The sequence below is a fragment of the Agarivorans sp. QJM3NY_25 genome (genome assembly GCF_050870875.2).
In the GTDB taxonomy this organism is placed as follows: domain Bacteria; phylum Pseudomonadota; class Gammaproteobacteria; order Enterobacterales; family Celerinatantimonadaceae; genus Agarivorans.
Map to the genome: position 1 here is coordinate 623868 of NZ_CP194041.2, position 21006 is coordinate 644873.

The 21006-nt window shown below is 48.2% G+C and carries 31 protein-coding genes; 13 read left to right on the plus strand and 18 right to left on the minus strand.

The features are described 5' to 3' along the window. Position 1: 1 nt before the first annotated feature. The 17 genes from ACRRSW_RS02820 to ACRRSW_RS02900 all read right to left on the minus strand — a co-directional run bounded on the left by ACRRSW_RS02820 (position 2) and on the right by ACRRSW_RS02900 (position 9893). Positions 2-1471, minus strand: a complete 1470-nt coding sequence (locus ACRRSW_RS02820) for a phage minor head protein (RefSeq protein WP_432460807.1) — start codon at positions 1469-1471, stop codon at positions 2-4. Next, positions 1471-3054: a DUF935 domain-containing protein gene (locus tag ACRRSW_RS02825; protein WP_432460808.1), complete on the minus strand. Its 1584-nt coding sequence runs from the start codon at positions 3052-3054 to the stop codon at positions 1471-1473. The genes ACRRSW_RS02820 and ACRRSW_RS02825 overlap by 1 nt, the downstream gene beginning before the upstream one ends. After that, a complete protein-coding gene (locus ACRRSW_RS02830; RefSeq protein ID WP_432460809.1) occupies positions 3054-4640 on the minus strand; it encodes a hypothetical protein in 1587 nt (528 codons plus the stop codon). Before ACRRSW_RS02830 ends, ACRRSW_RS02825 begins: the two co-directional genes overlap by 1 nt. Further along, complete coding sequence (locus ACRRSW_RS02835; protein ID WP_432460810.1) at positions 4640-5212, minus strand: DUF3486 family protein; 573 nt, start codon at positions 5210-5212, stop codon at positions 4640-4642. Before ACRRSW_RS02835 ends, ACRRSW_RS02830 begins: the two co-directional genes overlap by 1 nt. Continuing rightward, positions 5205-5390, minus strand: a complete 186-nt coding sequence (locus tag ACRRSW_RS02840) for a hypothetical protein (protein WP_432460811.1) — start codon at positions 5388-5390, stop codon at positions 5205-5207. Before ACRRSW_RS02840 ends, ACRRSW_RS02835 begins: the two co-directional genes overlap by 8 nt. Before the next feature lie 9 nt (positions 5391-5399). Next, positions 5400-5690 carry a VpaChn25_0724 family phage protein gene (locus ACRRSW_RS02845; RefSeq protein WP_432460812.1) on the minus strand — a complete coding sequence of 97 codons (291 nt, stop codon included), beginning with the start codon at positions 5688-5690 and terminating at the stop codon, positions 5400-5402. Beyond that, positions 5691-6026, minus strand: coding sequence for a DUF2730 family protein (locus ACRRSW_RS02850; RefSeq protein WP_432460813.1), 336 nt, complete (start codon positions 6024-6026; stop codon positions 5691-5693). It lies immediately after the preceding gene. After that, complete coding sequence (locus tag ACRRSW_RS02855) at positions 6013-6234, minus strand: TraR/DksA C4-type zinc finger protein (protein ID WP_432460814.1); 222 nt, start codon at positions 6232-6234, stop codon at positions 6013-6015. Before ACRRSW_RS02855 ends, ACRRSW_RS02850 begins: the two co-directional genes overlap by 14 nt. An 8-nt stretch (positions 6235-6242) precedes the next feature. Further along, on the minus strand, positions 6243-6503 hold the full coding sequence (locus ACRRSW_RS02860) for a hypothetical protein (protein WP_432460815.1): 261 nt from the start codon (positions 6501-6503) through the stop codon (positions 6243-6245). Beyond that, positions 6488-6808 (minus strand): hypothetical protein, encoded by a 321-nt coding sequence (locus ACRRSW_RS02865; RefSeq protein ID WP_432460816.1) that lies wholly within the window; start codon positions 6806-6808, stop codon positions 6488-6490. Before ACRRSW_RS02865 ends, ACRRSW_RS02860 begins: the two co-directional genes overlap by 16 nt. After that, a complete protein-coding gene (locus ACRRSW_RS02870) occupies positions 6805-7230 on the minus strand; it encodes a DUF5675 family protein (RefSeq protein WP_432460817.1) in 426 nt (141 codons plus the stop codon). The genes ACRRSW_RS02865 and ACRRSW_RS02870 overlap by 4 nt, the downstream gene beginning before the upstream one ends. Before the next feature lie 193 nt (positions 7231-7423). After that, complete coding sequence (locus tag ACRRSW_RS02875; RefSeq protein ID WP_432460818.1) at positions 7424-8038, minus strand: hypothetical protein; 615 nt, start codon at positions 8036-8038, stop codon at positions 7424-7426. Between the two features lie 52 nt (positions 8039-8090). Beyond that, on the minus strand, positions 8091-8525 hold the full coding sequence (locus ACRRSW_RS02880; RefSeq protein WP_432460819.1) for a hypothetical protein: 435 nt from the start codon (positions 8523-8525) through the stop codon (positions 8091-8093). Positions 8526-8555: 30 nt separating this feature from the next. Further along, complete coding sequence (locus tag ACRRSW_RS02885) at positions 8556-8915, minus strand: hypothetical protein (RefSeq protein WP_432460820.1); 360 nt, start codon at positions 8913-8915, stop codon at positions 8556-8558. A gap of 29 nt (positions 8916-8944) precedes the next feature. Beyond that, the gene (locus tag ACRRSW_RS02890; RefSeq protein WP_432460821.1) at positions 8945-9145 is read right to left on the minus strand and encodes a hypothetical protein; all 201 of its coding nucleotides are present in this window, start codon (positions 9143-9145) and stop codon (positions 8945-8947) included. Positions 9146-9212: 67 nt separating this feature from the next. Then, a complete protein-coding gene (locus tag ACRRSW_RS02895) occupies positions 9213-9449 on the minus strand; it encodes a helix-turn-helix domain-containing protein (RefSeq protein ID WP_432460823.1) in 237 nt (78 codons plus the stop codon). Between the two features lie 24 nt (positions 9450-9473). Further along, positions 9474-9893, minus strand: a complete 420-nt coding sequence (locus tag ACRRSW_RS02900) for a hypothetical protein (protein WP_432460825.1) — start codon at positions 9891-9893, stop codon at positions 9474-9476. A 101-nt stretch (positions 9894-9994) separates the two neighbouring features. On the opposite strand from ACRRSW_RS02900, the gene ACRRSW_RS02905 reads away from it, so the two are divergent. The 11 genes from ACRRSW_RS02905 (at position 9995) to ACRRSW_RS02955 (ending at position 17133) form a co-directional block, all read left to right on the plus strand. Beyond that, positions 9995-10273, plus strand: a complete 279-nt coding sequence (locus tag ACRRSW_RS02905; protein ID WP_432460826.1) for a helix-turn-helix domain-containing protein — start codon at positions 9995-9997, stop codon at positions 10271-10273. Between the two features lie 114 nt (positions 10274-10387). Next, positions 10388-10882 (plus strand): hypothetical protein, encoded by a 495-nt coding sequence (locus tag ACRRSW_RS02910; RefSeq protein ID WP_432460827.1) that lies wholly within the window; start codon positions 10388-10390, stop codon positions 10880-10882. Continuing rightward, complete coding sequence (locus tag ACRRSW_RS02915) at positions 10879-11184, plus strand: MarR family transcriptional regulator (RefSeq protein WP_432460828.1); 306 nt, start codon at positions 10879-10881, stop codon at positions 11182-11184. Before ACRRSW_RS02910 ends, ACRRSW_RS02915 begins: the two co-directional genes overlap by 4 nt. A 4-nt stretch (positions 11185-11188) precedes the next feature. Continuing rightward, on the plus strand, positions 11189-12106 hold the full coding sequence (locus ACRRSW_RS02920; protein WP_432460829.1) for a hypothetical protein: 918 nt from the start codon (positions 11189-11191) through the stop codon (positions 12104-12106). Then, on the plus strand, positions 12099-13847 hold the full coding sequence (locus tag ACRRSW_RS02925) for a hypothetical protein (protein ID WP_432460830.1): 1749 nt from the start codon (positions 12099-12101) through the stop codon (positions 13845-13847). The genes ACRRSW_RS02920 and ACRRSW_RS02925 overlap by 8 nt, the downstream gene beginning before the upstream one ends. A gap of 11 nt (positions 13848-13858) precedes the next feature. After that, positions 13859-15001: an ExeA family protein gene (locus ACRRSW_RS02930; protein WP_432460831.1), complete on the plus strand. Its 1143-nt coding sequence runs from the start codon at positions 13859-13861 to the stop codon at positions 14999-15001. 1 nt (position 15002) lies between these two features. Further along, positions 15003-15257, plus strand: a complete 255-nt coding sequence (locus ACRRSW_RS02935) for a hypothetical protein (RefSeq protein ID WP_432460832.1) — start codon at positions 15003-15005, stop codon at positions 15255-15257. Positions 15258-15259: 2 nt separating this feature from the next. Beyond that, positions 15260-15517 carry a hypothetical protein gene (locus tag ACRRSW_RS02940; protein ID WP_432460833.1) on the plus strand — a complete coding sequence of 86 codons (258 nt, stop codon included), beginning with the start codon at positions 15260-15262 and terminating at the stop codon, positions 15515-15517. Continuing rightward, positions 15510-16130, plus strand: a complete 621-nt coding sequence (locus ACRRSW_RS02945) for a DUF3164 family protein (protein WP_432460834.1) — start codon at positions 15510-15512, stop codon at positions 16128-16130. The genes ACRRSW_RS02940 and ACRRSW_RS02945 overlap by 8 nt, the downstream gene beginning before the upstream one ends. Before the next feature lie 5 nt (positions 16131-16135). After that, positions 16136-16765 carry a gp16 family protein gene (locus tag ACRRSW_RS02950; RefSeq protein ID WP_432460836.1) on the plus strand — a complete coding sequence of 210 codons (630 nt, stop codon included), beginning with the start codon at positions 16136-16138 and terminating at the stop codon, positions 16763-16765. Continuing rightward, positions 16762-17133, plus strand: coding sequence for a Mor transcription activator family protein (locus tag ACRRSW_RS02955; protein ID WP_432460837.1), 372 nt, complete (start codon positions 16762-16764; stop codon positions 17131-17133). Before ACRRSW_RS02950 ends, ACRRSW_RS02955 begins: the two co-directional genes overlap by 4 nt. 262 nt (positions 17134-17395) lie before the next feature. On the opposite strand, the gene ACRRSW_RS02960 is transcribed toward ACRRSW_RS02955, so the two are convergent. Continuing rightward, positions 17396-17794 carry a hypothetical protein gene (locus ACRRSW_RS02960; protein WP_432460838.1) on the minus strand — a complete coding sequence of 133 codons (399 nt, stop codon included), beginning with the start codon at positions 17792-17794 and terminating at the stop codon, positions 17396-17398. A 1194-nt stretch (positions 17795-18988) separates the two neighbouring features. On the opposite strand from ACRRSW_RS02960, the gene ACRRSW_RS02965 reads away from it, so the two are divergent. Then, entirely contained in the window at positions 18989-19855 is an 867-nt protein-coding gene (locus tag ACRRSW_RS02965; protein WP_432454704.1) for a DUF2608 domain-containing protein, read from the plus strand. 139 nt (positions 19856-19994) lie between these two features. Beyond that, positions 19995-20984, plus strand: a complete 990-nt coding sequence (locus ACRRSW_RS02970) for a hypothetical protein (RefSeq protein ID WP_432460839.1) — start codon at positions 19995-19997, stop codon at positions 20982-20984. Positions 20985-21006 lie beyond the last annotated feature (22 nt).

The window sequence follows — 21006 nt, forward strand, 5'->3', positions numbered from 1 at the left end:
CTTATCTCCGTTTGGTACTGCTGTTGGTGGCAGTGGTAATGTGTTTGTCAAACCAACTTACCAACTCAGGTTGCCACTGCTCTAGTGTAGCTCGGTTTAACATCAAGGCGGCGAAACCTTCGGCAAAAAACTCATGTTTGCTGGTGCTGCCATAGGCGGTTATCAGTTGTTCGGGTTGAACCGGAATATCTGGTGCATTGGCGTAGTAATGCACTTGATGGCCAAGCTCGTGTAACCAGGTACTGAGCAAGGCGGTGTGCGGGTTGGCTTGTTGCTCAACCGCGCCTGAAAAGGTCCAGTGGCGCTTGAGGTTGTCGCTGTTTGGCAGCCGATAGGCCATTGGCCCCGCATTGTTTTGGGCATCGTGAAGCACTTTGGCCGCTGCCGTTTGGGCTTGGTTCACCTCGGCTTTGCTGAGTTTGCTGTCGGCTTTTACCTTTACCACCACATGATCGAAGCCTACCGAGGTAAAACCACCGGTTTGGCGCGCATTGCGAGTGGTAAAGTAGCGGCGCGCACCGTATTGGTTCACCTCTAAATATTCTGCCACTTTAGGGGCTAAGTTGATGGCCGCTTTACCTTTGCCCATTTCGCTTTGCTTAATAAATAAGGTTTTTACGGGATGGGCCTGCAGGAAGTCTTGCAGTTGGCTTTGCGCTTGCTCGGGCAACTGGCGAAGCAGCTGGTCTAAGCCTTGCGCATTCACGCCCTTGGCGGTGCTAAAGGCGCTGGGCACCATGCGTGGTGTTAGTCGTTCGGCCAGAGGTGGTTTACTGGCTATTTGTTGTTTGGCTTGCTGTACGCGCTGTTTTGGTGGCAGTGGTCGATAGTGAAAACCGGGGTCGATACCACGCGGAATCTGGTGCTGTTCGCCGGTAATTTTATCCATCCATTCGAAGCTGCCATCATCGGGGACTTGGCTAACTTGCAGCCCTAAACGTTTGAGATCTTGTTCGCTTAAACTGAATTTTTTACAGTGGCAGCCCCAGCCATTTTGTGGGGTGTGAGTTTGCCACCACGGATGGTCGAGCGGTAGCACCAGGTTGTTCCACTTAAGGTGCATTATGCGCGGGTTTTGGCTATCGCCGTGTTTGTACAAACCATAGGGGCGACGCCCCTTGAGGGCTTGCATTTGCTGTTCACGCCCCGCGTTATAAGCCTGGCGCAGGTTGGTTTGGTAAATGATTTGGCTGCGCCAATTGGCGTTGCCAGTATGGCTCCAACCATGCTTGGCAACAATGGCGCTAAAGTCACCTTGAAACTGGCCGAGTGAGGTGCCGCTGGCAATGGCATGATCTACCGCTTGGCGTAAGTCGGCCAGTAGGTCGGTTTTCATCGCCCCTGCCACCATAAAGGCGTGGTTGTGGGTGTTTGTCCACACCTCGTTCCAATGCTCGGTGGAGACATTTAGCTTTTGTCGAAAAAAGCGGATGGCTTCTTGGAAGGGCTGCGAGCCATAGCGTACGGTCATTAGCGGCCTTGCGCCACTTCGAGCTGGCCGAGTAGTTCGGCGGCGGCAAAGGCTTGCGCCATTTGCTGGCCGAGTTCTGCTACGTCTAACTCACCGGCTAACTCCAAAATGCCATCTCGGATCTGCTCTAAGGAGCTTGCCGAGGCAACCAGCTCCCGCACCGGCTCGATTAAACCCTCAAGCAAGGGCGCAGCCTTGATGCTGAGCTGTTGCTGAAAGGCTTCGGCATCGTCTTGGGGGGCCTTGGCCTGCGGCTGGGCGCTTAAGGCGGTGAGCTTGGCCTGGCTGGGCGGGAGCTTGGTGGTGGCATTGGCTTCGCTGACTAATACCGGCTCGTTATTGGCAGGTTTCGGAATTCGGGTTTTATCGTGCAGCCAGCTTTGCGGCACTTGCATGCCCATGTCGACCAGTACCTTGAGAGGCTCGGCCAATTCGCTTAGGTCTTCGGCATCGCTGGTATCAAAAATAAGCCGAGGGTGGCGGCGTGGGCTGCTATAACTTTTACAATTTAGGGCATACAAGGGCGCGATTAAATCACGAGTGAGGGTTTCACTAATTTGCGCTAAATCGGCGTCGCGTAGTTCTTGGCGTACTTCGTTATGCACATTTCCGAGGGCATTGGTTGAGCTTTTGCCGTCGGCCTGGCTGGTGAGGGTGCCGCCAAGTATCACCTTGCTCATGGTTTTTTCGGCCCAGGTGAACATGAGCTCGAAGGGATCGGCTTGGCCCGTGGCGGCACTGTGAAAATCCATCACCATGCCTTTGGGCATAATGCCACCGGCGTTGTGACCAATACTCATGACCGCCTGTAATAAGGCGCTTTTTTCTTCGGGGCTTGCGCCTGCGGGGTATTGGCCGATACGCAGAGGTAAGCCGTAAATTTCTAAAAACTCGGCTAAATCACGCACGCTGTAATTTTTAAAAATAAATGGCCATACCAATTGGCGCACCAAACCGCCACGGCTTAAATACCCCGATTTGGCGGCATGCAGGTGTTGGATCCAGCCAAAGGGCCAAAGCTCGGCACCGCAATGGCTGGCATTGCGCAGGCGCAGTTGGTTACGTTGCTCGGGATGGGTTTGAAACCAGGACGGGTCGCGATAAACGGGCTCCTCGATAAACCATTCACCCAGCTCGCGTGTCCAGGCTAATTCGTGCATCGAAAAGCCTTTTAAAATGGCGTCGGCCATCGATTTAATTAAGGTTTTTACCCAATTGCCTTCTTCGAGCATTTGTTGCAGGTATTCGGTGTCGGCCTTTTCTTGGGCATTGGGGTTACGTGGCGGCGATAGGTAGTAGTCGACCCCCAGTAAGGCGCGCTTACGCTTATCGAGTTCGGCGTATAAATGGCCATCTTTCTCTTCGAGATCTTCGGCTAATTCACACTGAGCAATTAAGTCGCCTTGCTCGGCAGCTTGCAGTATTTCGGCGGCGCGCGCAGGGCTTAGACCGCTGCTGGGATGTTGGCTAAAGGTGCGTTGTAATCCGATTAAACGCACATCGTCGGTTTGCAAGGCTTTGGCTTCTCGCTGCTTAAACGGGCGTCCGCTGGCGTCAAGAATTGGGGAAAGGCGTTGTTTCATTACCAGCAACCTCGTTGGTTTGAATGGGCATCATCCTCTTGTGGCTGGGCCAAAGGGCTGTGATGTTGGCTGTTAGGGATGGGGGTAAACTCGATGGGCGCGCCGTCGAGTGTTGCGGCATACACCATTAAAAACAGGCTAATGGCGGCATCGCCATGGCGTTGCTTTTCTTGTCCGGTGCGCACGTCGGGCAAACAGGGCGTACCACGGCGGTTAATGCTTAAGGCGCGTAGATCGCTACTGGTATCGTCGTCGCGCGGAATGGTGAGCAGGCCATCTTCAAAGTGGCTTTTAAAGCGCGGCATTTGCTCGCGATAAAAGCTTTCAGACAGCATCACACAGGCGATCACTTCGGTACCGTATTTGTCTTGGGCGTATTCGGCTAAGGCTTGGCCATTGCCGCGCGCGTCCATGCCGCCGCCCCGCAGCCGAGGCAGCCGATCAACGATGTAAAACAAGATCTGTTCCTGCTGGCGAAAGGGGATGTTTTTCAGTTCGACCTGGAGTTTCACGGTGAGGTGTAAGTCTTGGGCTAACTCGGCGACGTCGATCACCGTTAAATCGCCGCTGCGGGCGAAGTCTTCGCCAAATACATGTGGCCGAGATGGGTCGAGTTTGGCTAATACCGGTTGTAAGTATTGCTGGCACCAGTGCTGGATTTCGGCGGCCCGCAAATGCTCTGGCCATTGGCCAAAGTCGTCAGTTTTGGCGAGGCGGATCACTGGGCCACTCTGTTCGATGCTGGCCATACGAGCTTCGATAAGGGCGCGGTTTAGGTAACTCCCGCCACCGCTTTTGGGGACACAGCCGTATTCTTCCAGCGCGTCTTGTTCGGTGGCGGTGGCTTTTAGTAAACCGGCTTTCCATTGTTCTTCTGCGGCTTGGCTCCAGGTGATGTTTCTAATTTGGCAGATCCGTTGGTATAAGCCTTGGGTGCAGGCATCGTCTAAGGTGATGCGATGAATGGCGTAATCTTTTTTACCGGCGCGTGAATCGTCGATTAACTCGTTGAATAAATTCTCGATGCCGTTGTGGGTTGAGATGAGGCGTATTTTGGCTCCCCACATGGTGAGCGCTAAGGCTGCCTTGAGTACTTCGGCTAGGCGCTCGTGAAAGGCGGCTTCGTCGATGGTGACGTTGCCTTGCATGCCACGCAGATTGGAGGGATTAGAGCTAAGCGCCTGAACTTTAAATCCTGAGGCAAAGTAAATGGCGAAGGTTAAGATCTCTTTGCCGTTTTGCCCCTCGTCGATGAAGATTTCTTGTTGAATTTCGCCGGCGGCTTTATCGAATATCTTGGCCCACATGGCGCAAGCATCAATAAATTCGCGCGCCATTTCTTTATTGGAACCCACATAAAAGTGATTACAGCCGCCTTGACCACGGGCGGTGCCAGCGCATAAGGCTGCGTCGGCGGCTTCGGCCCAGGTTAAACCGGTGCGGCGTGACTTCTCGGCAATTTTTAGCGGGGATTCATCGGCGATCCAGTTTTTTTGATAGGCGAGTAATACCTCGCTGGGGTTAAATTGCTTAAGGCTGGCAGCCGCTAACGCTGGGTTGAAGCTTGGCTTGGCGAGGGGAAGCATTAGGCGATCCCCAAGATTTCGCGTTTGAGTTGTCCCACGGCTTCCTTGGTGAGGCCCGCCGATTTTGCCACTTTCTCCGCCGCGTTGGCCGCATCTTCGGCGAAGGCTTTGCGTAGCTCTTGTTCGCGCTGGGTGCTGAGCATGGCGGCTTTTTCCAGACGGCCAATGCTTAGCGCTAGGTTACCTAAGGTTTTGGGATCGAGCACTTCGTCGGGATCTTCGGCGGTTTTCATGAGCAGCTTAAAGTGGGCGCTTTTGAGTATTTCCAACAGTAATTGGGTGGCTTCGCCGGTGGGCTTAGAGCCAAGTTTGGCGACCCATACTTCGGTCATTTCGCGCATTTCACGAATTTCGCCACCAATGGTTTCCATGCGTGAGGCGTAGCGATTAAGACCGCTGCGGCTAAGCTTGTCGTGTTCTTCTAAGCCTGCTTGCTCGATGGCATGGTTGACCAGATTGAGGATTTCCGACTGGGTATGGCCGCCACGTAAAAGCTCGTGCAGGTAGGTTTTTATATGGTCGGGCAAGCTGTCTACCTTGCTGGGTTTACCGCGAGTTCTACGCTCAGCCATGGTGTTTGCCCGCCTTGTATTTGAGGCATAGCGCCCAGGCTAAAAATGTCGCGAGGTAGAGGCTGTAAATCATGCTAAATAACAAGCTTTGTGGGCTATGCTGGTGGACGATTTTCAAAACGTAGAACCAAGCACCGAAACCAAGCGCAGCAACCAGTAACAGTTTAAGTAGGAACATGAGGGATCCTTAGGCGCTGGGGCGTTTAATGCCGGGCACAAAAGCGCGCCCAATGGCAATGTCTTGGCCGCGCGCGGTGAGTGTGGCAATGGTGTATGCGCCCACTTTTTGGTTTGTGACCGCGCCTTGTTCGGCGAGCCAAGCTAATTGCACCTTCACTTTGTCGCGGCTCATGTCGTTCCCAAATTCGCTGCACACCGATTGAATAATCGAATCGTTCGAGCTGTAACCGGCCATGGCGGCTAAGGCTTTTAAAATTGCGATGCGTTCGTGCTCGTTGAGCACTTCATGGATAGCCATTTAACTTTCTCCCCTGAGTTCGTTTTCCAGTAGCAGGTCGGTTTTCTTTTCTAAACGTCGCATTTGCTCGGTGGCCGCGCTTAAGCCTGCGGAGAGGTCGGCCAGCCTTCTATCGAGCTGATGAACCTCGTCCTTATTAGGCAAGTGGGTCATGTTGTTTTCGAGTAATACCTGGCGCTGTTCTACGTTGCCTAGGCGCTGCTTAATGCCGTTGAGCTCTTCACTGTTATGCTTTTGGCCACGGGTAAGATACACCCAAATAAACAGCACCACGGTGGCCACCGCTTGGGCGAGGTTTAGATAAAACATCCATTCGTTCCAATTAACCTTGTTCATGCCGCTCCTTGATGCTTTGGCAGTCGATACAGCGATTGGCCCGAGGTAATACCGCCAAACGCGCCGCTGGAATGGGGGCGAAGCAGTCTTCGCAGACAGCTTCATCGTTGATTGATTGCTGTACCTGAGGTGGACGCTGCAAGGCCCTCGCTAAGGCGATGTTGCGCTGCTGTTGTTCGAGTAGCTTGGCCTTGTCGCAAATATCCACGCGAGCTCCTAATGCTTAGCTTCGGGCAAACCCTTGGCTTGCAAGTCGTTAAATATTTGATCGAGGGCATCATGGGTGAGGCCATTGGTGTCGAGGGTTTTAAGCCACTTAAGTCCCGCCACAGTGCAGCGGGTTAAGAAGCGCTCTAACACCACCTTCCAACGTATTTTTAGGAGCATGGCTTTGCCAACCTCAAGCAGGCTTGAGAACAACAATTTGGTGACAAAAAACTTAAGGCCACCGAGTAGCGGGGCTAAGAGTGCGGGCATGCGATGCCTCCTGTGGGTTTGGTTTGGCGGTGAAGGGTATGGCGAATGGCCCGACAACATTGGGCGGCGGTAAGGCGCAGCTCGCGGGCTTTGAGTACATCAATATCCAAGGTGCTGACGCTGAGCCAGCCCTGGCGGTGGCTCATATCATGCAGTGGGCACTGCTTGGGGCGAGTTACCTGGGCTAAGCCTCGGAGCTGTTTTAACTCGGCGTTGAGCCGGTCTTCCACCCCTTGCAGATAGTGCTTTTTTGAGCCAACAAAACCCGCAGGGACGGGATGAATTAAACCGTGAGTTGGGGTCATCGGCTTATCTCCAACCATGGTTGTTGTTGGTCGATATAGGCGCTAAACAAGGCGCAGGCGTGTTTGCTGTTGAGTGCCGCCCATTGGCCATTGAGTACGCCAAAGCGTTCACCAAGGGCGATGCAGCCCTCTAACTGGCTGACTAGATTGGCAGGATGGATCAGAATATGGGTGCGTAGAATGCCGCTGTGGTCATGGCTCACGCCTAAAGTTGGCGCACTTAAGCCCAAGCAGTCACCAAACTTAGGTGAGTTGAGGCGGATGATTTTATAGGTGCCCTCGGGGATGCAGCTAATCGAGGCTTGGTTGTTGAGCCAGGGGCGTTCGATGCTGACGGTTAGCTTAGTATCGCAAGGGCTAAACAGCTGGCCAAAGGTGCCATGCTCGAAGTATTGGCGGACTAACTTGTAGGGTTTTTCCATGTCGCAATGCCTTTGAAATGAGGTTCAAAGGCATTGTGTCGGATTGGGGGGAAGTTAGATTTTAAAGGGGTTTAGAGAATTTAAAATAACTTACTTTTAAATAATGATTACTTGTTTTGATGTACAAGTTTAATACCGCCCCCAACTTCATGTTCTCGAAAGCAGTGTTTGTAAGGAACTAATAAACTCCACTCTACCAGACATCAGTTTTTTTCGGAATAAATGGAATAAGAGTTAGCTGCTCTGAAAACTCAATGCTATATATTTGGTGACTAACCTCTGTATGCTTACCCATAATTCTGAATTTTAAATATGCATTCCATATTGCTAACATCAAGTCGTTGATTTCATCATTGTTAATAGTCATTTTATCTTTTAATGGTGATAAATCAGATTTCAGCTTCTCTTTAACCCTGCTGTTTTGTCGAAAGTCAATTGGCTCTATGTCCTGGTTCTCTAAAATGTATCTTTGAATGTTGTTTGCTAATAAATCTTGGGCTAAATCAGAATATTTGTATTGGTTAGAGAATATTTCATAGGTTTTGGTAATAATTGAAGTAAATATCTCTGTATTACGATTATAAATGTCGGATACGTAGTAACTATCAAACGCATGAGTCGCGAGTCTCTCAAAAGATAAGTCATGGCGCAAATGAGCAGATTTAAAAGGGTGGAATAAGGAATACCACCTAGCGAATGTCCTATGTGTGGCTTTGGAAAAACAAACTATTTCGTGATTTTTGAAATTAATCGCTTGAGGGCTGGAATTGAAGTCTTTCGTTGGCCAACTGTTGTTATCTTCTCTCATACCAGATCCTCTAATATCAAAATAATTTAATTTTTGTTATTTATCCGCTTGATTAATTCCAGCCCGTGACGCGTTCTCCCTTAAAGTAAACATTCTGGGACCCATTTTTCCCTCGCTCGTATACCCATTGTGAGCGACTGACGCCTTGTAAAAAGCTATCGTTCTTTTTGGTGGGCGTTCCCCAAGACCGAAGCACTTGCTTCTTGGTCATGCCTGGCATGATTTTATGTTGGATCATCGCGGTTCGATACTTGTACTGCAGCGCAAGATCGCCTCGATTTTTAGCGGCGGCGTTTGGAGTACTCGAAGCCTGAGGCGGGTCTACTTCAATGGTTTGACTATGCCCCGACGCGCACGGCGTTTGCTGAAAGCTGTTGTCGCCACATTGATAAATGGTGGCTTTGGCATCGCCAGGGCTGAGCAACGTTGCCAGTAGCAGGATAATGCAACTGGATAACATACTAAACGCTTGCTTAGGATCACTCATTGTCTCTCCTTGACCTTGTTTGAGCCTGCGTTACCAAAACCACCACTTTTTTAGCTTGGGTAATTTGTGTTTGCGTTGGCTTTGTTGGTCGAGCTGCCATTCCAGCAAAAAAGCTTTCGCCTTATAAAAATCATCGGCGAGAATATTCTTGTAACGTGCGCCGTTGGCTAACGGTACGGCGTTACAGTGGTCGTTGAGCTTATCCCATACTTTGTAACTTGGCACTGGGCTATGGTGCGGTTGTAGCGCCAGAATGCGATTAACTAACTCTTTAAGCTCTTGCCCCTGGGATGCCGATATTTTGGGCGCTTCTATTCTTGGATCACAGCTAATCACGGTGATATTTTCTGCTTGATTTACCACGCCAAAGTTTCTATTCACGGTGTTCATTACAACTCCTTCACCAGTGATACGCCTTGCTACTTTTTAAGCGGAATGCTTGGGCCAAAATTAAGGATGGTGCCTGAGGGGATACTGCCCGCTTCAAACTGATTCACCGTGCCGTAATTGTTGACCACTTGGTTGGTGGTTTTTGTTGCTGCAGGTTTGTTAGCAAGCAGCTTTTCACCTACTTGTTCTAAGGCTTGTTCCATTAGTTGAGTTTTCGGGTTTTTATCCATACATCATCCCTCATTAATGGGCGCAGCTGCGCCTACAGCAAAAAAATATTATTTAATAATCAGTATGTTAAGTTTTTGTTTGTGGCGCGAGGCGCTCATTGTTTGGTGTTTGTTCACCTGATATAACATACAAAACATCGATACCATGGGCGTGAATGGCTTGTTGGTAGCGAATGTTGGGGTAGCGTTTTTCGATTTCGTCATGGGATTGGGCGTTCTTTTTTACCCCTGCGAAGGCTCCGAATTGCTCTTGGGTTAGGCCTAAACGGGTTCTTTTATTGCGTAGTCGTAGTCCAAAACCCAAGATCTCGATCCTTATCCTTGTAAGCTAAGCGGCCCGTAATTTTTGTTCAAAACGCCCGACAAAATCGAGGATGTTGCTAGCGCTCATCTCGTCATCTTGTAAGAACTCGTAAATTTCTTTGGCCAGCTCTTTGGCTAAGTCTGCAGTTAAGTGTTCACGCGCATTGAGCTTGTCGGCAAATTTAAATACCCACTGGTAGGCCTGATGAACCTGCTCTTCGACTTGCTCTGCTTTGCTTAAATGTTGCCCCGTAACGATATAGAGAATATCGGCCCCTTGATCTGCCCAGGCTTGTAACATTTTTATATTGGGAAATGCGCTTTCTTTTTCCCAGCTTTGTTGCGAGCGCAAGGATGCGCCACCCATGGCAGCAAACTCGGTTTGAGAGAAACCTAAACGCTCACGTTCTTCACGTATTCGAAATGAATATGAATTATTCTGCATATTTTATATTGACTACGCAGAATTCTGCGTATAATCTAAACCTGTACATTAAATGAACCGTGCGCCAACACGATTACAAACCAACTATGGAGTAACTTACCATGACTTCAGAAGAAATTAAAAACGAACTTTATCAAAAAGGTTACACCCTTCGCCTTTTAGCCGATGCCAGTGGCTTATGCCGGACCGGTTTCACCAATGTGATTAATCGTCGCGATAAAAGCCGCAATGTTGCTGGCGTAATTGCCAAAGCGCTAGAACGCCCAATCGCCGAAGTTTTCCCCGATATGCCCGAGTACACCGATGGTTACGCTCGCCCCGCCAGAGGCAATGCCCGCGACGCCAAGTTAGAAGAGCTACAACAACGCTTAGCCAGTTAATGATGTTGAACATGATGATGCTCCGCCGCTTATTGACTGGTTTTAAGGCTAGTACCGTTGCTGCCTTCCAAGCCAGTGTTTGTTTTGGAAACTGGAGCTAAGAGAGGATTTCTAATGCCAAGGATCAATTGGAAAAAGCAATACCCACACAATTTACGCCATGCGCTGCAACTGACGAAGGAATATGGCAAGCAGCGCCGCTTAAGCGTAGAGCGGATTGCCGACCAATTAGGAAAGACCAGCGATTCACTTTACAAATATTTGAGTGATGCTTCGATGCCGGTGAATCAGTTGATTGCCTTTGAATCAATTTGTGGTGCGCCGATTGTGACCCAGTATTTAGCGCATTCGCAGGGCTATTTGTTGGTGCCAATGCCGACGGGCCGTAAGGCGGAACAAATGGAATTGAGCGAACTGAATATTTTTGCCAATGAAGCCTTGGTGAATTTGGCGCTGTGTTATGAGGGGCGGCAAGCGGTAGAGCAAACCCGTGATCGCCTGATGAAGCTGATTGAAGAGCTGGCTTTTCAGCGTGAAGAGGTGAGCCACCAACAGCAACCGGATTTAGGTGATTTTGCCATGCGCAATGGCGAGGAGGTGATTCGATGAGTACTTATATTTCAGACCAGGTACAGCGCTGTTTAGTGATGATTGAAGCTTTAGCAGGCCATGAAATAGAGGGCCTTAGCCCAGGCGTATTGGCCATTAATTTACAACTGAGCTCGGCCAACGTGACCCGCATGTTAGCGAACTTAGAGCATGCGGGCTGGATAGAGACTTGCCCCGCGAACCCGAAACGTTGGCGCTTGGCGCATAAACCGGTGCAGCTGGCAAATACGGTGCGGGATGGCCTTGGCCGCGAGCAACAGCGGCTAGCACAAGACGTTCACAATTATTCAATTATGAGGTAAGCCCGTGGCCGATCAAGCATTAACCGTAAGCAAGGCGCAGCAGCAAGAAATATACAAAGCCGAACGCTTATTAATAGAAAAAGGTGAAGTACTCACGTCGTTGGGCCAATTAGAAGCCTTCAATTTTAATATGAAGATGAATGAGCTGGCGATGCTGCGAATTGCTCAACAACTAAAAGAAAATAAAGGCTACTTGGGGTTGCCCTATAGCGATGACAGTGGCGAGATACAAACTGTGCAAACCTGGGAAGAGTGTTGCCAGTTTAAGATTGGTGTGGCGAAGCGGGCCTTAGATGAAAAGTTGCAAAACCTGGAATGCTTTGGTGAGGCGTTTTATCAAGCGTCGAAGAAAGTGGGCATTGGCCGCAACGATTTACGCCAGTTACGCAAACTACCCGATCCTGAACGTGAAGCCTTGATTGATAAAACCTTAGCTGGGGCCGATAAAACCGAAATTAAAGCGCTGATTGCCGATTTGAGCGAGCAGGCGGATGCCGAAAAGCAACAGCTGAGCCAGCAATTAAACGATGCCCAGGCCGACTTGAATGCGGCTCGTGAACTGAATGCCGATAAACAGCAAGAAATTGACGCCTTGAAGCAGCGCAAATTCAAGCTTAAGCCTTGGGAGCAGGAGTTGGAAGACCTCACCGTGGCCATTGCTGGGGCGAGATCTTTAGCGGCGCAAGGGGTCGCGCAGCTGCGTGAATTGGGCGACAACTTGTTAAGCATGGGCGAAATAGATGAGCGCGCCCGAGACCTTGCCAGCGAACGTTTAGCCGAGGCTGTGTTGGAGCTGGCAAGCTTGGCGATGGGCGAGAACATACGCTTGGAGCAAGACTTTGCGGTGGCGCGCGAGACGGTTTTAAGTAAGGCCTTAGAGCAAGTGGACGACGCCGCGCGGTTAGGGGGAGAGCATGAATAAGCAATTATTGCATGACTACGCGCAGCGCCTAAATAAGGCTGGCCACGGCCAAAAAGGGGCGATTATTCAAGCGGCTTTAAATGAGTTTGGGGTAAGCCGCGACACCCTCTACCGAGAGTTACATAAGTTAGGTTGGCAAAGTGGCCGCAAGCAACGTAACGATGCCGGTCGCACGGCGATGGATGAAGATACCATTGCCATGGCTGGGGCGATGTTAGCGACTGGTGCGAGGGCGAACGGTAAACAAATTATGGATACTACGACCGCACGTAGCGTATTGGTGGCGAATGGGCACCAATGTTTAAGCGCAAGTTCGTTGCGGCGGGTATTAAAAGAGCGACACTTAAATGTTGCCAGCCTGCGCACGGTAAACGCTCATACGCCCTTGCGTAGTTTGCACCCGAACCATGTGCATTTACTGGATCCTTCGTTATGCGTGTTGTATTACCCGCCTGGTGGCAAAGGCAAGCGCCAGAAGTTTGCCGACTATGACGACTTCTATAAAAACAAACCCGCCAATTTGGACAAGATTAAAAACCTGCGGGTGTGGCGTTATGTGCTAGTGGACCACTACAGCGGTTTGATTAAAACCCGCTACTTTGAGGCGGCAGGCGAGAGCCAGGCCTTGAATTACCAGTTTTTGTTGTGGGCTTGGGAACAAATAGGCCTGTGCCAACTACTTTATACCGATAAAGGCAGCGCTAACCAAGGCCAGGGGATTATTAACTTTACCCAAAGCTTAAAGGTGGCGTTGATTACCCACGAGGCTAAAAATGCCCGCGCCAAAGGGGCGGTGGAAGTGGCCAATAACATTGTTGAAAAGGCCTTTGAAAGCCGCATTTTGCTTGAGCCTGTGAATAGTGTTGCTGAACTTAATGCCAGTGTAGAGGCTTGGCAAGATGCTTATAACGCCAATTTGATCCCCGGTTATAACTCGTTACATACCCGCCATAAAAAAGCTCGCTTAAGTGTGTGGCAGCAAATTTTGCGGCCTGAAAATCAGCAGTATTATCGGCGATTGCCACCCGCAGAGGTGTGTAGTTATTTGTTACGCAAAGAGTCGCAAACCCGCGTGGTGAAACCCAACCTAACGGTGACGATTGACCATCCGGTGGCTGGCCGTTCATTACCTTATGACGTGGGCGATTTAAAAGGTATTTATGTGGGGTTGAAGGTGCAAGTTTCACCGCTGCTGGTGGGTGATAGCGCGGCTATTTTGGTTGGTATTAAACAGCCCGAAGGTTTGATGTGGCATGAGGTGCAGGCGCTGATGATGGATGACGCTGGCTTTAGGTTAGATGCGCCAGTGATTGGTGAAGCGCATAAAGCGAAGGCAGATAGCGTGACCGATAGCGCGCGCAAGGCGGCAGAGCGCGCAGCTTACCCAGACATGAGCGATGACGAGATCAAGAAAGCCAAGCAGAAAAAGCTTGCGCCCTTTCATGGCAGTTTGAATGCCCATTCTCATTTGAAAGACATCAACCAACCCGTAGCGATGAAGCCGCAGGGTGAGCAGGTGGAAGTGCCTGAATTCACCAAGCCAGAAGAAGATGTGGTGATGCTGGATAACTTAAACCTGCGCAAGCAAGTGAGTGCCGCTTTGCATCGACCGCTTGAGCCTGCTGAGGCCAGCCATTTAAAAGCCTTGGGAAGTGTGGCCGAGAGCGAGCTTGCTTCGATTGTTGAACAAGTGGCACAAGGGATTTTGGCCGCCGTTCACCCCTTACGCGCAATTAAATAAGGAGTTTGTACGTGAGTAGATGTTTGGCCTTGGGCCAATTGTTAGCGATGTTACCGGTGAGCCAGGCTTGTGTTGCCAGAGCGATGGGGATTAGTCCAGCCGGTTTAAGCAAAATTATTAACTATCAACAGTGGCCAGTAAGAGCTGATGCCAAGCAATTAAAAAGTAAGGCTGAGCAAGCGCTGAGTGATGCAGGGGCAACCAAGGCCCAGTTGAAAGGAATATGGAAGCCGGTGGTTACTGATGATGCGGTGCCAAGGGATGAAGAAGAATATTGGGAGCCAGAAATGTTAAGTGAGCAAGCCAAACAGTTTTTTAAGTTTAGTCGTGACCCGTTTCAGAATGAGATCAGTGCTGAGGGGGATGTGTTTTTAAACCGGCAAAATCGCCAGTTGCTGGAAGAAATTACCACCGCCGCCAGTGCGGGCAGCATGTTGGCGGTGATTGGTGAATGTGGCAGCGGTAAAACCATTCTGAAACATTTGTTTTTGCACCGCATGGCACAGAACAATCCCGATTTGGTAGTGATTGAGCCTCGCCGTATCGACCGTAAGAAGATTACCGCCGAGGGCCTAAGCAGCGCGATTTGCCGCAAGCTGCAGCTTAATTGTGCGGGGATGAATGGTGAAGAACGCGACGCCAAAATTGAAGATGCTCTGATTGAGAGTGCTGAAAACGGCCATCGCCATGTTTTGATTATTGATGAAGCGCATGATTTGCCGCGCGATGTGATCAAGCTTATTAAGCGGGTGTGGGAATTGACCAGCGGTTTTCAGCGGGTGATGGGTGTGGTGTTGATTGGCCAACCGGAGCTACGCCATAAGTTGGGGGGTGATTACGTGCGTGAATTTTCACTGCGTTGTGCTCAATACCATGTTGCGCCTCTGGCTTTTGATATTCCGGCCTATGTGCAACATAAGTTTAAGCGTGTGGGCATGGATGTGAGCAGTATTTTTGAGGAGGACGCACTGAAAGCCATTCGTGGTAAGTGTTTGTTATTGCGCAAGCTGGGGATTAATTCGGCTCAGGGCGACGAAATGGAAGATCGTTCTTATCCGCTTAAAGTAAACAGTGTGGTGATCCGCGCGCTGAACATCGCGGCTGCCATTCACGAAAGCAAAGTGACGGAGCAGCTGATGCTGCAGGAGGTGTGAGATGACGAGAAGCAATGAGGTGATTAGTGAGCGCTTGAGTAAGGCTTTGAACGCGGTGAAAGGCTTGGATGCTCTGGGTTTAAAAATAAATGATATGCAACTGGGCAATGCTCGGCCACGCATTCAAATAGAACGCCCACCACAACACTTGGCCCCTAAAGGTGCGGAGGCGATTACGCCCCGTTGCCTGGGGGGCGATCCTCAACGGATTTTAGCGGCCGTATATAAAGGTTGTTTAGTGGAATGGAGCGCTTAGGGATGGCGATTCAAATACAGAGATTGACCGCTGATTTATCGGATATTCGCTTAGAGCTGAGCTTAAGCGCGGCATGTGTTTGCTGTGGACGCGAAGAGCAAGTGAGCGGGATGAATGTGGTTTCAGAACATGGCGCGATGCAAGTGTTACATCTGCGCGGCTGGCGCAGAGTATTAACCGATGACCAAGACAATACCGTGAGCTGCCCTAGTTGTGTGGCAGAGCTTAAACAACTCAATTGTGAGGCTGAATATGAATGATGTAGCAACAATTCCAGAGGGTTATCGCTTTAATGCCGCTGGTCATTTGGTGGCGGAAGCTCAAATAAGACCGATTGATAGCTTGCGTGATGAGCTGGTGCAAGAAGTGGTTCGTGAGGCGAAATTATTGCAGCAACAAATGGCGAGTTTTAAAGCCAAATACATGGCGGCCATTGCTGATTTTGTAGACTTAAGCGCCAATGAATACGGGGTGCAGTTTGGTGGAACCAAAGGCAATGTAACGCTACTAAGTTTTGATGGTAAACATAAGCTGGTGCGCGCGATTGGTGAACATCGAGTATTTGATGAACGCATTCAAGCGGCTAAGGCTTTGTTGGACCAGTGTATTGAACGTTGGTGCGCCGAGGGGGCCAATGACAATATTCGCGCCTTGGTTGAGCATGCGTTTCGAGTGAATAAGCAGGGCCATATTGATGTAAATGAGGTGCTTGGGCTGCGCCAGTTAAATATTGATGATGACCAATGGCAGCTGGCGATGGAGGCCTTGGCTGATTCTATCCAAATTACTGGCACCAGTAGCTATTTACGTTTGTACGAAATGGGGACGAACGATAAGTTCAAACAACTCTCTTTAGATATTAGTAAGCTGTAGGGGGCATGATGAAGCAAAGTTATCGCCCTCGACACTGGTATATAAAGGTGATCAACCTGGCTAAGACTCAGCTGAAAATGGACGAGTCGAGTTATCGCAGTAATTTAAGCGAACTAACGGGGAAGGATTCGCTGAAAGATATGGGCATTGCCGATTTGGTGAAGGTGTTGGAGTTTATGAAACAACATGGTTTTAAGCTGCAAGCAAAAACCAAGCAGACTAAGCCCATGCCGACTAACCAACTGCAAAAGTTGAAGCAAGTATGGGTAAGCCTGGCGCAGCTGAATACTTTACGTGATCGCAGTGATGCGGCTTTTGAAGCCTGGGCGCTGACTGCTGCCAAGCCCTTGCTGCCTCAGCCGATTGATAAGCTGGATTGGTTGCCAAGTGGTGTGGTTCATCAGTTGATTGAGCAGCTAAAGCAGTGGCATCGCCGTGAATTGCTTAAGGTTGTACCTGTATTAATGAAGGAATTACCGGATGCTGCCTATATAAAGGAAGAACTTTGCGAAATTGAGCGGATAGAACGAGAAGTGTTGGAGAACTTGAGCAAGGTGAACCAAGCGGATTTGGAACGCGCTTACCAGAGTTTGAGCAAAATCCTTTCTATACATAAGGAAGGTGTTCAAGGATGAACATCGATAAGCTGATAGCCGAAGACTTAAAAGAGCGCACCGCCACCTTTTTGTTGGATATACAAGCGCACCTTTGTGAAGGCTTGACGCAAATGACCACGCTCAGTGAAGAACAAGCTTCGGAACTGGCCAACAGCGTGGTTGACCATATTCGCAAAGCTTACGGCGGCGAAACGCTCTACATCCCCAAAGGTAAAGAACTCGAAACGGCCTTACTTCACCATTCCATCTTCCGCGAGTTTAATGGCAAGAATCACAAATTTTTAGCCAAAAAATACGGTGTATCCGAACAATGGATCTACTCCGTAACCAAACAAATGCAAAAGCGCATCAAAGACAAAATGCAGCTAGGGTTGTTTGGGGGGTAGTAAAAAGCATGTTCTCAGATGTTGCGTGCTTCATGCTTTAAATCTTTTCTGTCGACAGTCTTAAAGTGAGTCCAGTTTGTAGCGCCGCGTATAAATAATATACGATATTGGCGATTCAATTTCACTGACAGAACTTTACTTCGTCCGGTGGCTTGCAGCATTTTGATATCATATTTGGTATGTTGAGAACCGTTCCTTTGCACATCATCAATTATTTTCTGTTTTTTCAAGCAGAGTTTGCTACTTAGTTTCACCATGCCGATTATTCTTTGGCTGTTGAATAGGCCTTATCTATTTCCTGCTTTAACCTTAGATATTCATGCTCGGAGTTTTTATTAAAAGCTATTATCGTACTCTGCAATCCGCGGCCAAATACGATAACTTTGGTACAGCCTTCAGTTAAGGCGTTTGAGAGTGCATACATATTATCGAAATTATCTAAGACTCTTATTTCTGATATTGCATTTAAATTGATGTATAGAGTGTAATCTAGAGGAGCTGTATCGGTGCAAATGCCAGTAGTCGGAATTCCCGCAAATAAACTATTTGCAACACTGGCGGCTGTCGTTGTATCACTTGTTATATCTGGGATATTTCCTTGGACACTATCATCATACTGATAGGTAACAATATCAGCATTTTTTTCAATTTTTATGATCATCAATAATTACTCATGCTTGATTTGGAATGTATACCATACGATGGGTATACAGGTATGGTTACTCTGTAACTTAGTTGATGTATTAGACATTAACATGGAAGCTAAATAGAGTGAAAGGATTGGCTCCATGAAAATACATGTTATTTTCACATAGTGAAACGAGCTTTAACATTTGGAACCTAATTTTCCCGCCCGTTTTCGGATCCTCCCGCATTTATAGCAGTTTCAATGGTTACTTATCTTAGATAGGTTCATTTAGCAAGGGCAGCCAAGGCGAACCGATGTTCATGAACAAGCCATGTGAAAGTCGGCTGGATATTGCCAGACACCGATTGAGAGAAAGCCTATCCTTACGGATAGGCTTTTTTTATGCCTAAAATTGCCTATGTGAAAGTCGGTTTGATATTGTCAGGTGCCTATTGAGAGAAAGCCTATCTTTACGGGTAGGCTTTTTTTATGCCTGAAATTGCCTATGTGAAAGTCGGTTCGATATTGTCAGGTGCCTATTGAGAGAAAGCCTATCCTCACGGATAGGCTTATTTATGCGTTTCGTTATGGCGTTCTTATAACAGACAAACCACATCGATGAGTGAGCCTATTTTGTTAGTCATATCGCCAAGTGAATTTGACTAAATTGTGCATCAAATTTCACCGAGGATTCTGATCTTGAGGATTGGGTATTTAGATCCTGAATGATTTTTGAAATGCTTTGACTCTAAAGTAAGTTGAATATTTTGTAGGGCTGGGCTGCTTAGAAATTACGCCTGAAAAGAAAATCTTGATTCAGCCGCTAGTTCAGCTAAGCAGCAACTTTTATTTTTATGGACTTATATCGTTCATAAGGGAATAAAACGAATATAATTCAATATCAACATTATTGGTGATGATTGGTTGTAAATTTGACCGTGAGCTTAATTTTTATATTAAATCGCTTTACATTTTTTGCTTGCTGTATCTGGTGATTAAGATGCTCTATATCAAAATATACGTAAGCTCAGCTTAATGTTAGAAGTGTGATCTGTATCACGTTAATGGGTGGTATTGCTTACTTTTCATTAACAAGAAGGAGATATAGGATAGTTGTATAAAAGCTCTAAACATAATATTGACTTGAGTTTTTATGCATTTGGTTAGTAATGGATGTACGGGTGTTTGACTAAACAATCACTCCAAAATTTTAGGGAAATCGAACAAATGAACAGCAAATTGTGTTTAATTGGTGCGGCATTGTTATTTTCTTCAGGAGTGACAGTCGCAGCCACTGAAGTTATCGATTTAAATAGTTATGCAGATATCACTTCTAAAGTTGCAAGCGAACTAAAGCAGTACCCGGTCGACAAGACGCTTATCGTGATGGATATCGATAACACGATTTTAACCAGTAGTGTCGATCTCGGTGGCGATATTTGGTATCAATGGCAGCGTGGTAAATTAGCGGTCAAACCTGCGGCAGAGCAAAAGGTGGCTTGTCTTTTTGAAGACACCATTGGTCTGTTATATGAATTGAACCCTCAGGTGTTGACCGAAGAGTCTGTCCCTAGTCTTATTAGTCAGTGGCAAAAAGACGGTTATACCATGATGGCTTTGACTTCTCGCTCACCAAAGTATCGTGCGGCCACCGAGCGCGAATTACTCAATAAGGGAATTGACTTCAATGTGACCGCCTTAGCACCAGCAGGGCAAACGTCTCCGGTCTATCGAGAAGTCACTAAGCGTGAACTGAGTTATGCCAAGGGTGTGATGATGACCACTGGGATGAACAAAGGCACCATGCTTGAATACATCCTCAAAAAGACAGGCCGCAGCTTCGATAAGATTATATTTATTGATGACTCCGCGAAAAACATAAAAAATGTTGATGCTGCCTATAAAGACAGCAAAGACGTTGACGTGAGTTTATTTCATTACACCCGTGTTGAACATCTACGTGAACAACAATTCGGCAGCGTACTTACCCAAGCTCAGGCCGACAAAATGGCTGCAGACTGGGAACAGTTAAACACCACTCTCAATACTGTGTTTCCCGCTCGTGACTCCGGCAAGTGTCTCAGCGTTAACTAAAGCCTCTTTACATTTAGCTTGGGCGGTTTAACTCCCGCCCTCAAATCAGTCTTTTATTCATACTCGCGCTTCCTTGTTTACTCAAGGTAGTCGGGCTTGCTCGTCCATTCAAAGGACAACTTTATAACAGGAAGTTACTATGAAACGTTCAAATCTATCTTTACTTATTTGCTCACTATTTGCGGCGGGCAGCTTAAATGCGGCCACCATTTATCAGGGAGAAGATGGTGATTCCATTGATCTTATTGGCAGCTTTGAAGTCGGCGGCTACTTAGGGAAGGACTACAACGATAACGGTGAAAAGTGGGACTACGATAGCTTTTATTCCGATGATACGTTTATGTCTTTTGGCTTCGTGGTTAAAACCGGGCAGATTTTCGCTCATATTGATTTCGATTATGAGCGTACGCCTTGGACGACCAAAAACGAATTCCAGCAGGTGTTAGATAAGGCCTATGTTGGCTGGGAGTTTGAAAACGGCGATAAAATAGAACTTGGCCGCACTGATACTGCCTATGACCATTACGATCAAATGGGTGATTTCTCAGTGGATGGTGCCGCAGAAGTTCGCGAAGCCGGTGATCAGGACAGTACCGCTAAATACCGCGGCAGTATTAATAACTTTAAATACGGTATTTCTTATTCAACTCAAGGCTGGGATAACTACAAAACAGACTCTCGCGAAGGCGAAGTGATTAATGGTTACCTCGGTTACTTTAATGACTCGGTTGACGTATTGCTTGGCGCAGAAACCGTTGACCAACGTGGTGAGATCTATTCAGTACACGCAAGAGGCTGGGTTGGTCCAGTTCGACTCGGTGGTTTGGTATCTTTATCCGACCGTGAAGAAGAGCAAGGTTATGATTCGAAAGATGCGCTTACTTATGTTGCATCAATTGGTTATGACATCACCGATAAAATTGAAACCAATCTGGTTTACTCCATCGTTGATGTTGATACCGAGAACAGAGATATGGGCGATGACGGCTTTCGTACCTGGGTTGATGACTCTTGGGTTGCGATCAGTCTGAATTATAAGTACCGCCGCAATATCGTGCTGAAAACCGAGTTTGTGACTGGTGGCGAGCAAGGTAGCTACGGCTACGGCAAAGTGTATTACTGGTTCTAGTCTGTCACTTGTCCCTGCTTGT